General features: G+C 60.8%; 15 protein-coding genes. 8 read left to right on the forward strand and 7 right to left on the reverse strand.

Annotated elements, in window-relative coordinates:
• Positions 1-152 precede the first annotated feature (152 nt).
• From Q1M54_RS01235 to Q1M54_RS01245, 3 genes are all read left to right on the forward strand, one after another.
• Complete coding sequence (locus Q1M54_RS01235) at positions 153-1589, forward strand: NAD-dependent succinate-semialdehyde dehydrogenase (protein WP_300552753.1); 1437 nt, start codon at positions 153-155, stop codon at positions 1587-1589.
• 11 nt (positions 1590-1600) lie between these two features.
• On the forward strand, positions 1601-2269 hold the full coding sequence (gene pcp, locus Q1M54_RS01240) for a pyroglutamyl-peptidase I (protein WP_300552756.1): 669 nt from the start codon (positions 1601-1603) through the stop codon (positions 2267-2269).
• A 116-nt stretch (positions 2270-2385) separates the two neighbouring features.
• Positions 2386-2814 carry a c-type cytochrome gene (locus Q1M54_RS01245; protein WP_300552759.1) on the forward strand — a complete coding sequence of 143 codons (429 nt, stop codon included), beginning with the start codon at positions 2386-2388 and terminating at the stop codon, positions 2812-2814.
• A gap of 41 nt (positions 2815-2855) precedes the next feature.
• On the opposite strand, the gene Q1M54_RS01250 is transcribed toward Q1M54_RS01245, so the two are convergent.
• Positions 2856-3851 (reverse strand): oxygenase MpaB family protein, encoded by a 996-nt coding sequence (locus tag Q1M54_RS01250; RefSeq protein ID WP_300552761.1) that lies wholly within the window; start codon positions 3849-3851, stop codon positions 2856-2858.
• A gap of 203 nt (positions 3852-4054) precedes the next feature.
• On the opposite strand from Q1M54_RS01250, the gene Q1M54_RS01255 reads away from it, so the two are divergent.
• Positions 4055-4672, forward strand: a complete 618-nt coding sequence (locus Q1M54_RS01255; RefSeq protein WP_300552764.1) for a hypothetical protein — start codon at positions 4055-4057, stop codon at positions 4670-4672.
• Between the two features lie 22 nt (positions 4673-4694).
• Here Q1M54_RS01255 and Q1M54_RS01260 read toward each other — a convergent pair whose 3' ends face one another.
• Positions 4695-5243: a lipocalin family protein gene (locus Q1M54_RS01260; RefSeq protein WP_300552766.1), complete on the reverse strand. Its 549-nt coding sequence runs from the start codon at positions 5241-5243 to the stop codon at positions 4695-4697.
• Positions 5240-6034, reverse strand: a complete 795-nt coding sequence (locus tag Q1M54_RS01265; protein ID WP_300552768.1) for an SDR family oxidoreductase — start codon at positions 6032-6034, stop codon at positions 5240-5242. Before Q1M54_RS01265 ends, Q1M54_RS01260 begins: the two co-directional genes overlap by 4 nt.
• 70 nt (positions 6035-6104) lie before the next feature.
• Between Q1M54_RS01265 and Q1M54_RS01270 the strand changes: the two genes are divergently transcribed.
• Positions 6105-6977 (forward strand): isocitrate lyase/PEP mutase family protein, encoded by an 873-nt coding sequence (locus Q1M54_RS01270; protein WP_300552770.1) that lies wholly within the window; start codon positions 6105-6107, stop codon positions 6975-6977.
• A gap of 108 nt (positions 6978-7085) precedes the next feature.
• A complete protein-coding gene (locus tag Q1M54_RS01275; protein ID WP_300552811.1) occupies positions 7086-8042 on the forward strand; it encodes a tripartite tricarboxylate transporter substrate binding protein in 957 nt (318 codons plus the stop codon).
• Positions 8043-8061: 19 nt separating this feature from the next.
• Here the strand turns inward: Q1M54_RS01275 and Q1M54_RS01280 are convergent, their stop codons facing one another.
• Together Q1M54_RS01280 and moaC are read right to left on the reverse strand one after the other, a co-directional pair.
• On the reverse strand, positions 8062-9471 hold the full coding sequence (locus tag Q1M54_RS01280; protein ID WP_300552773.1) for an ATP-binding protein: 1410 nt from the start codon (positions 9469-9471) through the stop codon (positions 8062-8064).
• A 29-nt stretch (positions 9472-9500) separates the two neighbouring features.
• A complete protein-coding gene (gene moaC, locus Q1M54_RS01285) occupies positions 9501-9986 on the reverse strand; it encodes a cyclic pyranopterin monophosphate synthase MoaC (RefSeq protein ID WP_300552776.1) in 486 nt (161 codons plus the stop codon).
• A gap of 116 nt (positions 9987-10102) precedes the next feature.
• Here moaC and Q1M54_RS01290 point away from each other — a divergent pair, with 116 nt between their 5' ends.
• Together Q1M54_RS01290 and Q1M54_RS01295 are read left to right on the forward strand one after the other, a co-directional pair.
• Positions 10103-11617: a M48 family metalloprotease gene (locus Q1M54_RS01290; protein ID WP_300552779.1), complete on the forward strand. Its 1515-nt coding sequence runs from the start codon at positions 10103-10105 to the stop codon at positions 11615-11617.
• A 48-nt stretch (positions 11618-11665) separates the two neighbouring features.
• Positions 11666-12127: a DUF3717 domain-containing protein gene (locus Q1M54_RS01295; protein ID WP_300552782.1), complete on the forward strand. Its 462-nt coding sequence runs from the start codon at positions 11666-11668 to the stop codon at positions 12125-12127.
• Between the two features lie 73 nt (positions 12128-12200).
• Here Q1M54_RS01295 and recX read toward each other — a convergent pair whose 3' ends face one another.
• Both recX and recA read right to left on the reverse strand, forming a co-directional pair.
• A complete protein-coding gene (recX, locus tag Q1M54_RS01300) occupies positions 12201-12650 on the reverse strand; it encodes a recombination regulator RecX (protein ID WP_300552784.1) in 450 nt (149 codons plus the stop codon).
• A gap of 13 nt (positions 12651-12663) precedes the next feature.
• Positions 12664-13614 (reverse strand): recombinase RecA (recA, locus tag Q1M54_RS01305; RefSeq protein ID WP_300552787.1); only part of this gene is annotated, 951 nt, incomplete at its 5' end.

Genomic DNA, 13614 nt, shown 5'->3' on the forward strand with positions numbered 1-13614 from the left:
AAAATGAACAAGACCGGCCGTGGCTGGTGAATGTGTTGGTCTGATGGTATGACGAGTTAATCGGGTGCTGGCCTACTGACTTACCCCAATACCGGCGTTTCAAGCCACAATCTGCCCACCTTTTGACCTCTGTTTTTCGACTGGAATCCGCCATGACTTATCCCAATACTCAACTTTTCATCGATGGCCAATGGTGCGATGCCGAAGGCGGTCGCACTTTGGCCGTGTTCAATCCCGCCACTGGCAACGAAATTGGCCGATTGGCCCATGCGGGCATTCCCGATCTAGAGCGTGCAGCGCAAGCGGCGCAAAAGGGCTTTGAGATTTGGCGCGATACGCCGGCCAACGAGCGCAGCGTTGTGTTGCGCAAGGCCGCTGCCTTGATGCGCGAACGCGCCCCGCAAATTGCCGAGTTGCTCACCCAAGAGCAAGGCAAGCCCTTGGCCGAAGCCAAGGTCGAGGCCATGTCGGCGGCCGACATCATCGAGTGGTTTGCCGAAGAGGGCCGCCGTGTGTATGGACGCATCGTGCCGCCACGCAACATCAACGTGCAGCAGCAAGTGCTCAAACAGCCCTTGGGACCGGTCGCTGCCTTCACGCCTTGGAATTTTCCCGTCAACCAAGCGGTGCGCAAGATGTCGGCCGCACTGGCAACAGGTTGCTCGATCATCGTCAAGGCTCCGGAAGAAACCCCTGCCGCGCCCGCTGAGTTGATCCGCGCCTTTCACGATGCGGGCGTGCCTGCTGGCGTGATTGGCCTGGTGTATGGCACGCCCGCTGAGATTTCGAATTACCTGATCGCGCACCCGCTGATCCGCAAGATCACGTTCACGGGTTCTACGCCCGTGGGCAAGCAACTGGCCGCCTTGGCGGGTCAGCACATGAAGCGTGTGACCATGGAGCTGGGCGGCCACGCGCCGGTCATCCTGGCCGAAGACGCAGACATTGCGTTGGCCCTGAAAACCGCCGGTGCGGCCAAGTTCCGCAACGCGGGCCAGGTCTGCATCTCGCCCACCCGCTTTTTGGTGCACCACAAAATTGCCGATGCCTTTGCTGAAGCATTTGCTGCGCAAGCGCAGGCGCTGAAGGTGGGCGATGGCATGATGGCAGGCACACAGATGGGGCCATTGGCCAACGAGCGCCGTTTGGCGGCCATGCAGTCCATCGTGCAGGACGCCCGCGCCAAAGGCGCCAAGGTGCTCACCGGCGGTGAGCGCATCGGCACACAAGGCAACTTCTTTGCGCCCACAGTGCTCTCGCATGTGCCGCTGGACGCCGATGTGGTGGTCAACGAGCCCTTTGGCCCCATCGCGGCCATCCGCAGTTTCGAAAACATCGAAGATGCGATGGCCGAAGCCAACCGCTTGCCTTTCGGCTTGGCCGGTTATGCCTTCACCAACTCGATGAAAACCATGCACCAGCTCAGCCAGCGCCTGGACGTGGGCATGCTGTGGGTCAACCAGCCCGCGGCGCCATGGCCTGAGTTGCCCTTTGGCGGCGTCAAGGATTCAGGCTACGGCTCCGAAGGTGGCCCCGAGGCGTTGGAGGCTTACCTGAACACCAAGACGGTGTCGATCTTCAACGCCTGACAGGCGCATCCTTGATGCGCATCCTGCTCACCGGCTTCGAGCCCTTTGGCGGTCAAAGCCTCAACCCGTCTTGGGAGGTGGCGCGTGCCTTGCACGGTCTGCCATTGCCAGGTTCGCAAGGTGCTCAGGTTACCGCGGCTCAGCTGCCCTGCGTGTTTGACCAAGCCCTGCCCGCTTTGCAGCAAGCGCTGACGCAGCACACACCCGACATCGTGCTGGCGCTGGGGCAGGCGGAGGGACGGTGTGATTTGTCGGTGGAGCGTGTGGCCATCAATGTGATGGATGCGCGCATCCCCGACAACGCCGGGGCGCAGCCGATTGACATGCCGGTGATCGCAGGTAGCCCTGCGGCGTACTTCAGCACTTTGCCCATCAAGTCTCTGGTGGCCGGTTTGCGTGCGAGTGGTTTCCAGGCTTCGGTGTCCCAAACGGCAGGCACTTTTGTGTGCAACCAGGTGTTTTATGGTTTGCAACACGCTTTGGCGGGTCAAGGTGTACACAGCGGCTTCATGCACCTGCCCCTGTTACCAGAGCAGGCCGCCCACTGGCCTGGCCCGAGCTTACCCAGTTGGCCCGCGAGCCTGCAAGTGGCCGGGGTGCGGCAGGCCTTGACGCTTTTGGTGGCCCACCGACAGCAGGGCCTGAGCGACTTGAGGCAAACGGGCGGTACCCTGAATTGAACGGCCTAGACAGGGCTGGGGGATTTTGATTTTCAGACCCATTTGGTGCGCCATCGCACAGACTGAAACCCTGAGTTTTTGGATGATCTGGCTCTTGCAAAACAACAGGAGCCTGTATGAACAAACAAAACATTTGTCACTGCGTCGTGGCCAGCTTGCTCAGCGTCACCGCATCGTCATGGGCACAAACATCGGTGGGTTTGGGCAGGGCCGATTTCAAAGACAACTGTGCCAGTTGCCATGGCCATTCTGGCCGAGGCGATGGTCCGGTGCAGTCTTTCCTGGTCAAGCCACCTTCAGATTTGACGACCATCACCCAAAGGCATGGCGGCAAGTTCCCGCAAGAGCTGATGTGGGAGGTGATCGATGGCCGTTGGTCGGGCGATGGCGGGCCCCACGGATCGCGTGAAATGCCGGTGTGGGGCCAAGAATTCAAGGCCCGCGCCATGACGCAACCGGGGGATTCGGCCACCATTGCCGAATGGTCGGCGCGCAACCGCATTGTGTCTTTGCTCAAATACCTGGAGACGATTCAGCGCCCGTGACGGTTGCATCGACCGCGGCTGTCCCAGTGTTAACCCGCGGCCTATGGCGGCGCCTGCATCCGTTGGTGGGCGCGAGCGGCCACACCCGTGTCGGCAAAGGCCCAGGCCAGCGAGGCGCCCATGCCTTGCAGGGCGGTGCGCACAGCGGTTTGTTCCAGTGAGCAGCGGCGTTCGCGCTCCAGCATGTCCAGCGCCCAGTCGGGCAGCATCTGCAAGGCGGCGCGCACGATCAGTGTGACCAAAGGTCGATCCAGGGGCTCGCAGGGGTAGTTCTCAATCAGGTGCAGTGTTTCGCGTGTGCGTTCGTCGGCCCGCAATTGCGGGCGAAAGTCTTGCAACTGCGTCAAGGCTTGGTGTCGGCTCATGGGCAAGCCATGTGCACCCAGGCGGTGACCCACCTGAGCCATTTCTGCAAAGTATTGGTCCTGCCGGTTTGCGCTCAGGGGCTGCAGCGACAGGTCTTGGTAGGCCCGCAAAAAACTGGTGGTTTCACCCAAGTGGACCCATCTGATCAGTTCGGGGTCGTTGGCCACGTAGGGCGTGCCGTCTGGCAACTGGCCACGAATTTGGGCGTGGATGCGGTTGACCCGCTCGATGCTTTGCAAAGCCGCAGCCGTGCCGCCATAGGTGGTGGTGGCCACAAACAAGGCTGTGCGTCCCAGCCGCGCCTGCAGTTGGGTGCGAAAACGCGAGTGGTCCCACACGGCGCCCAAAGCCTGCGGGTGCAGCGCTTGCAACATCAGCGATGACAAGCCTCCGGTCATCATGGCCACAAAGTGCGCGTGCACCTGCCAAGCCGCCGAGTCCGGACCGAACAAGCCAGGGTCGCCTGCGGGCTCTAAAAAGTCCCGTGCATCCCCTGTGGCCCCGGTCATGGACCGCACGCGCTGACCCAGCTGCTCTTTGAGCTGCGCCGACAGGTGCGCGCGCACCCGCTCAGCCATGTGAGAGCCTAAGCTGCACCGCGCTGGCGCCGGGTTGGCGGTTGAAGGCTGTACGGCCGTCAAGAGCGCCTGGATCAAAGAAGGTGGTGTCATGGGCCCATGGGTACTCAAAGAGCTGCCAGTGTGTGGTACTGCGCCATGGATTGCACGGCCACCCTGAAAGGCCGTGGGCTCAGGCTGGGTTTGGGTCTTTGGCGGTGACCAATAACCATGTGTCTATCAGGACCATTCAGAGTGAACCCGGCTTGGATGTCGGGTCATGCACGAACATGCGCACCTTAATTTGGAGACACCCGATGGCTTGGCTGGATTTTTTGAAGAATGGCAATGAACTGAGCGAACTCTTGATCGAGGGTCAAAATCCTTATGGTTCTCAGTTGCTCAAGCAAGCCGATGTGGACCAAATGCGTGACCACATCCAGCCCACCGAGCGGGTTTTGGCGTATGTATTGGGCCGTGTCGTGCTGGCAGGGCGTGGCCTGTGGTTGTTGACCGATCAGCAGTTGTTGGTCTCAGAAAGCGACACGGGCAACTTGGTGCACCACTTTGCTTTGAAAGACATCACCGAGGCCGAATGCGTCAAGGGCAAGTATGGCTACACCCTGCGTGTCACGGCGGCAGGCCAGCTGCGCAGCGTGTACGGTGCATCGGCCCATTTGGCGGCGGTGTTTTACCGGGCGCTGGGCCAAAAGGTGCGTTGCACGCCGGTTTTCAAGCCTTCGGCGCTGGACGCCAATGACGTGGCCGAAGTGGTGCACCACTTTTCAGATGCGGCTTTGCGCTTGCAACCCGTGGCCATGGTCAATGCAGACGCCCGCGCCTTGATCGCTCAACTGGCCCAAGATGCTGCGAGCCAAGGCTGGCTGCAAACCAGCGAGGCCAACCAGGTGCGCTTGGCCGAAGCGGCGCATTGAGCCCCATCCCAGCCAGACGTCCTCAAGGCTGGCTGGCTTCAATCCGTTTCAGGTCAAAGCCCAGCTTGTCCAGCTTGGCCAGCAAGCCTTGGTACGTGGCGGCAGGCATTTGGGGTGTGCGTGACAAGATCCACAAATAGTCGCGCTTGGGTTCGCTCACGACCACCCATTGGTAATCGGCGTCCAGATCGATGATCCAGTAATCGCCCCAGACCATGGGAATGAAGGACAGCCACGCTGGGGCAAAACGCACCTTCAGCTGAGCCGATGTCGGCCCGCCGATTTGCCGTGCGGCCCCCAAGGCTTCGGTCCACTCGCCCTTGGCTGTTTTGCAGCGGTTGAGCACCTGAAGTTGACCTTGCGGCTGCAGGCTGTAGTTGGCCTGCGTGCTGCTGGCGCACTTTCTTTGAAACCAGTTGGGGTATTTGGCGATTTCGTGCCATGTGCCCATGTAGCGGGGCACATCCACCGCAGCCACGGTTTTCAGGGGAGGCAGCTCGGCTTGCGCCGGCATGCTGAGCACACAGGCCCATGCCAGTGCCAGGCTTCGGCTTGCGGTCAAAATTTTCATACAACCATCGGGTTCAAAGCCCCGTCCATGCTCATGCAAATGCCGGTGACATAGCTGGCTTTGCTGGATGCCAAAAACAGAACCGCGTTGGCGATTTCTTCGGGATCGGCCAGGCGGCCCAGCGGTATTTTGGCCACCGATTGCGCCATGACTTCGTCGGGACTCAGCCCCTTCAAGCGGGCATCGGCCGCAAAGCCTTCGTGCAGGCGGTCGGTCAAGGTCAGGCCTGGATTGACCGCGTTCACTCGGATGCCTTGCGCGCCGTAGGCGGCGGCCAGACCGGCGCTCACCAGCATCAGCGCCGCATTGGCCGCGCCACCGGGCAGGTGGATCGGGCTGGCCACTTTGCCGCCATTGCCCACCACGTTGACCACCGCGCCCTGACCGCGTGCAGCCATTCGGTGGATGGTCGGTGTGATCATGTGGACATAGGTGAAGTACTTGGCCTGCATCGCATCGGCATAAGCCTCGGGCGTGAGTTCGGGGGCTGGGGTGCGCTTGGCCGCGCCGGCCGAGTTGACCAACACGTCGACCGGACCGAATGCGGTTTCGGCTGAGTCCAGGGCCGCGAGTGCAGCCGATGCGTCGCGCAAATTGGCGGCCACGGTGTGGACGCGTGCGCCGGGGCAGGTTGCCAGCAGTTGCTGTTGTGCCCGCGCCAGGTTGGCGCTGTCGCGCGAGACCAAGCTCACGCGGGCGCCTTCGGCCAAAAAGCCCTGCGCACAAGCCAGGCCAATGCCTTTGCTGCCGCCGGTGATGAGGATGTGCTTGTCGCTTAGGTGCAGGTCCATGAGGGGCTCTTCTGATGAAATCAATGTTCTGAATCTGTCCATTTAATCACTCTTGCAAGTGCCTGGTGTCATGAACAATAAAACCTCTGCGCTGTGTGCGCGTTTGAAGCAACCTGGCCTGGTGGTCGCCCCCGGCGTGTTCGACATGGTGTCATTGCGCCTGGCCGACAGTTTTGGCTTTGATGCGCTGTACATGACCGGCTACGGCACCGTGGCCTCGCACATGGGCTTGCCCGATGCAGGCTTGGCCACTTACAGCGACATGGTGGGGCGCGTCACGGCCATGGCGGGCATGGCCCGCACCCCGCTGATTGCCGACGCCGACACCGGCTACGGCGGCCTGCTCAACATGCGCCACACCATCCGGGGCTACGAAGCCGCAGGTGCTTGCGCTATCCAGCTCGAAGACCAGGAGTTCCCCAAAAAATGCGGTCACACGCCGGGCCGCCGTGTCATCCCCATGGCCGACATGGTGCGCAAAATTCAGGTGGCAGTGGACTCGCGCGAATCCAAAGATTTTTTGATCATCGCCCGCACCGACGCCCGCACCACATTGGGCCTGGACGAAGCCCTGCGCCGCGCCGAGGCTTATGCCAAAGCGGGGGCTGACATTTTGTTTGTCGAGTCGCCCGAGTCCGAAGAAGAGATGCGCCGCATCGGCCAAAGCTTGGACGTGCCCTTGGTGGCCAACATGGTTGAAAAAGGCCGCACCCCGGTGCTGACCCGCCCCGAGTTGGAAGCCTTGGGCTACAAGTTGGCCATCTTTCCGGTGACGGCCTTGCTGGCCGGTGTGCAGGCCATGACGCAGGTTTACCAGCAGTTCAAGGACACGGGCTCATCGGCGAAGGGCAGCACGCCTTTGTATGACTTTGCCGACCTGACCCAACTCATGGGTTTTGAAGACGTGTGGGCTTTTGAAAAGCGTTACGCTGAAAACGACTGAACGTCAGTCCCCAAAGCTATTTTTAAAAACGACCAGGAGACCTGCATGAATAAAACTGTGACCCCACTTCGCCGTCAGTGGCTCAAAACCACGCTGAGCACGGCTTTGATGGCGGCGACTTGCGGCGGCTTGGCGCTCAGCGTCACCACGGCCGCTGGCCAAGCGGCCTACCCCGCCAAACCGATTCGCTTGGTGGTGCCCTTTGCGGTCGGTGGTGTGACCGACACCAGCGGTCGCCTGATCGCTGAGCAGTTGTCAAAGCGGCTGGGCCAGCAGGTGGTGGTTGACAACAAGCCCGGTGCCTCGGGCAACATCGGCACGCAAATGGTGGCCGCGGCCGAACCCGATGGATACACCTTGCTGCTGGGCTTTGATGGCACCATGGTGATCAACCCCCATGTGTTCCCCAAGGTGGGTTTTGACACGGCCAAAGATTTTGCCCCGATTGGCAAAATCGGCGATGCCATTTTGATTTTGGTGTCGCACCCCGGCGTGAAGGCCAAGACGCTGCAGGAAGTGATTGCCCTGTCCAAAACCCAGTCGGGTGGCTTGTCTTATGGCACTTCGGGCACCGGCGGCACGCCGCACATCGCGGGTGAATTGCTCAAGCAGCGCACCGGTGCCAACTTGGTCCATATTCCCTACAAAGGCGGTGGTCAGGCTTTGACAGATGTGCTGGGTGGCAACATTCCCTTGGTTTACACCGCCGTGGCAGGTGCTTTTCCGCACGTCAAGTCTGGCAAGCTGCATGCGGTGGCCGTGTCCAGCGCCCAGCGTGCACCGTCTTTGCCGGATGTGCCCACATTCATTGAAGCGGGCTTGACCGATTTCGACATCAACTCCTGGGTGGGCTTGCTGGCCCCAGCCAAAACACCTCGGGCCATCGTGGAGAGGCTCAACAACGAGTTGAACGCGGTGCTGAACGATCCAGCCGTGCGTGAGCGTCTTGTGACCTTGGGCATCACCGCCAGCCCCGGTGGCCCTGAGAAGTTTGGCCGCGACATGTCGCGCGATTTGTCGCGCTATGCAGCGGTCGTCAAATCGGCCAACATCAAGGCCGAATGACCAGCCCGCCGGGCACTTGTCAGCCTGCCTGGTGGGGTAGCCACTCGGGCAATTGAAGACAGACTCTGGCCCCGCCGTCAGGGTCGTTGTCCATGTGCAAGCGGCCCCGGTGTTGTTTGGCAATCGATTGGGCGATGGACAGCCCCACCCCCAGGCCATCGGGTTTGGTGCTGAAAAACGGGGTCGCGACCTGCGCCAGCACGTCCGGCGTCATGCCGGGGCCGTTGTCCACCACCTCCAAGACGAGCGAGGTTTTCTCGCGCCGGACGGTGATGTGGATGCGCCGATCTGGCTGCCCATGCGTGGCCTCAATGGCGTTGCGCAAAACGTTCAGCAAAATTTGGGACAACTGAACCGCATCCCCCAGCACCCATGCCTTTTCTGTGGGCAGGGTCACCTGGATGTGCACCGACTCGTTGAAAGACCCATCGTGGATCAAGTTGTTCACATCGGCGATGACTTGGCCCAATTCGACCGGTTCAAATTGGATGTCCTGGGTGCGGATGAAGGTCCGGATCCGGTGCAGGATGTCGGTGGCCTTTTGGGTGTTGCGCTGCAAGGCCTGCAGGTCATCCGCCAGCGATCGGCCAACCTGGCTTTCTTGCGCGATGGCCATGCGGTCAATGATCAAGTGCAGGTTGGTCAGGGGCTGGCTCAACTCGTGGCCCAGTGAGGCGGCCATTTGCCCCAAGCTGCGTTGCCGCTCCAGTTGAGAGATCTGCCGCAGCAAGCGCGAGGCTTCCTCTTGGCGGGCTTGTTCTTTGGCGGAAGCCAGCGATTGGCGATTCACACGCTCCATGACGATGCCTAAAAACCCGATGTTGCCCACCACCGAGGTCAGCACGCCCATGGTGATGACCAGCATCGATAAGACATCGGCACTCAAGGCCCCCGGTTGCGTCAGACCCAGTAAGACGCTGATGGCCCTGAACGACATCAGTATGCCCAGCGCCATGTACACCAGGGCCACCACTTGGGCGCTGAAGCTTTTGCGGCGCCGCCCCAGTTCTCGGGCCAAGCCAGCCACCCAGAACAGCATGCCGCAAACCATGCTGGTGCTCCAAAGAAAGCGCCAGGTGGGATTGACCCACCAGGAGCTGAACACCGCGTAGACAAGACAGAAAACCAGATTGAACAGAACCAAGCCCAAAACCCACATGGGGCGGCCCAATTTGCGCCGCAAGGCCAAAACCCACAGAGCCGTGCCCGAAAACACCAGGCCATTGGCCAGGCCGTATGTCATCCATTCGGGCAGCACGCTTCTGGAGCCCAGCAGCATCAATCCCAGGCCAAAAACCAAGCCGCCGGCGCTCCACAAAGCCAAGCCGCGCGCTGGCAATTGGCGCAGCAACAACCACAAGGCCGACGGCATGGCCATGAACAAGACCCCGGCAATGAAATAAGCGGTAGGTAAGTGAAAGAGTGTCACGCCAGGGTGCCGTCGTGTCGGGGGTCGCTTCAGCCAGGCGCGACGAAGCTCCCTGATTTACCACCGTGCTTTTCCAGCAGCTTCACGTCGGTGATGACCATGCCCCGGTCCACGGCTTTGCACATGTCGTAAATGGTGAGCAGGGCGACTTGCACGGCGGTCAGGGCCTCCATCTCGACACCGGTCTGGCCATTGACTTCAGCGGTGGCGGTGCAGGCTACACTGGATGTGTCGGCTTGAACTTCAAACTCTACAGCCACCCGTGTGAGCCCAATGGGGTGGCACAAGGGAATCAGATCGCTGGTTTTTTTGGCGCCTTGGATACCCGCGATGCGGGCGATCCCCAATACGTCCCCTTTTTTGGCAGAGCCGGAGGTGATCAAGGCCAAGGTGGCGGGCAGCATGTTGATCACGCCACGGGCAATGGCCACTCGGCGGGTGCTGGCTTTGTTGCCAACGTCGACCATATGGGCTTGGCCTTGGGCGTCAAAGTGGGTCAGGACATCTTGGGTCATGCGCGTGATTTTCTGGGTGGACGACAGATTTTTAACAAGCGTGCATCATACGGGGCTTGCCAATGACATGGATTGCTTTGAAACGCTCAGACCGTCGACTTCAGTGGGCTCTTGGAATGGCTTTGACCATCGGCTTGAGCGCGGGTGCCTCTCAAGCGCAAACCACAGGTCTGCCTGCTTTGGGCGATGGCGAAAGCATTTCCTTGAGTGCCGAGCGCCAGTTGGGCGATCGCATTGCGCGAGAACTGTTCCGTGACCCGGATTATCTGGAAGACGCGGTGCTGGACGAGTACGTCCAGCAGCTGTGGACGCCCTTGGTGCGGGCGGCCGTGGCACGCGGTGAGTTATCGCCTGAGCTGCAAGAGCGCTTTGCTTGGCGCATTTTGTTGGGCCGAGACCGGTCCGTGAATGCGTTTGCTTTGCCGGGAGGGTACCTGGGTGTGCATTTGGGGCTGATGGCCGTGGTCAGTACGGCCGATGAGCTGGCGTCAGTGCTGGCGCATGAGCTGAGCCATGTCACGCAGCGGCACATTGCACGCGGTATGAGCGACCAGTCCAAGATGACGCCTTTTTTGGTGGGGTCGATGATTTTGGGGGCTTTGGCGGCCAGCAAAAGCCCTCAGGCTGCGCAAGCCCTGATTGTGGGTGGTCCGGCTGCAGTGATTCAAAACCAACTGAGCTACACCCGCGACATGGAGCGGGAGGCCGATCGGGTGGGTTACGGCATCTTGGTCGATGCGGGCTATGACCCTGGCGGCTTTGTCAGCATGTTTGGCAAGCTGCAGCAAGCTTCGGGTTTGAACGACAGCGGTGCATTTCCTTACCTTCGCAGCCACCCTTTGACGACCGAACGCATGGCCGACATGCAGGCACGCCAACAGTTGAATGTGGTGGGACCCAAGCCTTTGCCGGACATGTCTCACGCCATGATGGCGGCCCGAGCCCGCGTGTTGTCGCAAAACAGTCCGGATGCCCTGAAGGCCTGGACTCAGGGGCCTGCATCCTTGACTGCAACTGCGTCGCCTGCAGATCAAGCGGCAGCCCTGTATGCGGCCTGTTTGTCCCATTTGTTGTTGCGTGATGGTGCGGCCACTCAGCGCAACTTGCAGGCCTTGGGCGCACTGCTTCAGTCGCAAAGGCACCTGCCTTCGCACGCGGCGGCTTTTCGGTGGTGGCGTTTGTTGCAGGCCGAGGTGGCGGAACGTCAAGACAACCCGGCTTTGGCGGCGCAGTTGTTGGCGCCTGAGGTGGGCATGCAAACCTGGCAGCGTCCCGAGCTGATGCTGCTGGCGCAGGTTTTGCAGCGTTTACCAGAACACGCTTGGGTGTCGACGGTCAAGACACAATTGCGCCAAGTGGTTCAGCAAACGCCACTGGATGCGCAAGCTTGGGACCGCTTGTCAGGTTTGTTGTCCGGTCAAGGGCAGGCCTTGGCTTCTTTACGGGCAGCCGGAGAGGCCCAAGCTGCCCGGCTCGATTGGTCAGGTGCCGTTGACCGTTTTCGGGCGGCACAAGAAGTGGCCCTGAAAGGCCGATTGCAGCCAGGGGAGCACATTGAAGCGTCGATTGTGGACGTTCGCTTGCGCTATGCCCGAGAGCGCTTGCGGGGGTTGCAAGCCCACGGGCGCTGAACACAGCCATTGGGGCTATGATCGCGCTCCCCACATCAGCTCCCCACCATGGCCGGCATCCACATCACCGACATCGAAGCTGCCATCAACCATTGGCGCAGCAAAAATCCTTCTGCGGACGGGGTGGCGCTGCCCCAAGAGTTGCGCGCCTTGGCCGAGGTGTATGGCCTGATGGTGTACCACCGGCAGGACTTGGCGGACGAGTTCAGCTTGCCCATGGCCGCTGCACAAGCCTGGCAAGACTGGTATGCCAGTACCCCCGATACGCCTTGTATTGCCATCTGTTCCACCAGCCAAGGTGATGAGACCTGCAAGGGCTGTGGGCGCAGTTTTGAAGAGGTGCAGATGTGGATCGAGTTGAGCCCGGGTGAAAAGCGTGCCATTTGGCGCCGCATCACCGTCGACGGGACTTCTTGGCGTTTCAACCGGTACGCCGAGCGGGCCGCTGAAGAGCGCCATTGGGCCAAGGTGGCGGCCGATGCCCAAGTGCCACTCGACTTGAAGCCCTGAGCTCAAGAGCAAACATCCACCACGCCAAGTCGAGTCAGCGGAATAAGCGCTTGTGCCCTGCCGGTGCAGGTGCTCACTCGGTGCCGGGCACGGTGCGTCTGACCACTTCGGCGTTGAAGCCGCGGCTGAGCAAAAAGCGCATTTGTTTGGCCCGCGCCTGCGGATCTTGCGGCGCACAGCCAAATTTTTTTTGCCAAACTTCTTGCGCCCTGCTCAGTTCGGAGTCTTTCAGGTCTGCCATGGCCTCGGCCACGGCTTCGCCACTCAAGCCTTTGGCGGCCAATTCTTGTTTGATGCGGGCGCTGCCCAATTTGCCTGAGCGGCGATTGACCACCGAGTCCACAGCCCGGCCGTCGTTGATGAAGTCCCGCGCTTGCAATTCGTCCAGCGCTTTGGCCAGTTCGCCGGGGACTTCCTCGTACTGTGACAGCTTGCGCTCCAGCTCTGAGCGCGAGTGTTCGCGCTGGCTCAAAAGCCGCAGGGCGCGGCCTTTGAGCGAAGGTTGGAGTCCGGGCTTGTTCAAGGTCTCTCGCCGTTCAGTCGCCTTTGGGTTCGGCAATGGCCGACTCCAACAAGCGGATGCCCAACGATTCGCGCACTTTGTTCTCGATCTCGCGGGCCAAGGCTGGGTTTTCACGCAAAAATTCGCGCGCGTTGTCCCGGCCTTGGCCGATTTTTTCGCCCTGGTAGGCGTACCAAGCACCCGATTTGTCGACGATCTTGGCGGTCACCCCCATGTCGATGACCTCGCCTTCGCGGCTGATGCCCTCGCCAAACAGGATGTCGAACTCGGCCGTTTTGAAGGGTGGGGCGACTTTGTTTTTGACCACCTTGACCTTGGTCTCGTTGCCGATGGCGTCGTCACCCTTTTTGATGGTCCCGGTGCGGCGGATATCGAGGCGCACAGAGGCGTAGAACTTGAGCGCGTTACCGCCTGTGGTGGTTTCGGGGCTGCCGAACATCACGCCGATCTTCATGCGGATTTGGTTGATGAAGATCACGGTGCAATTGGTCTTCTTGATGGTGGCGGTCAATTTGCGCAGGGCTTGGCTCATCAAGCGTGCTTGCAAGCCGGGCAGGCTGTCGCCCATATCGCCTTCAATTTCGGCCTTGGGGGTCAAGGCGGCCACCGAGTCGATGACAACCAGGTCCACTGCGCCGGAACGCACCAGGCTGTCTACGATTTCCAGGGCTTGCTCGCCGGTGTCGGGCTGGCTGACCAGCAGCTCTTGCAGGTTGACGCCCAGGTTTTGGGCGTATTGCACGTCCAGCGCGTGCTCGGCATCGACAAAGGCGCAGGTGCCGCCCAAGCGCTGCATTTCGGATATGACTTGCAAGGTGAGGGTGGTTTTGCCAGAAGACTCAGGGCCGTAGATCTCGATCACGCGGCCACGGGGCAGACCGCCCACGCCCAGAGCGATGTCCAGACCCAAAGAGCCGGTGGACACGACTTGGATGTCGGCGATCACTTCGCCTTCACCCAGACA

Origin of the sequence: Limnohabitans sp. Rim8 (assembly GCF_943326455.1) — a bacterium.
Taxonomy (GTDB): domain Bacteria; phylum Pseudomonadota; class Gammaproteobacteria; order Burkholderiales; family Burkholderiaceae_C; genus Limnohabitans_A.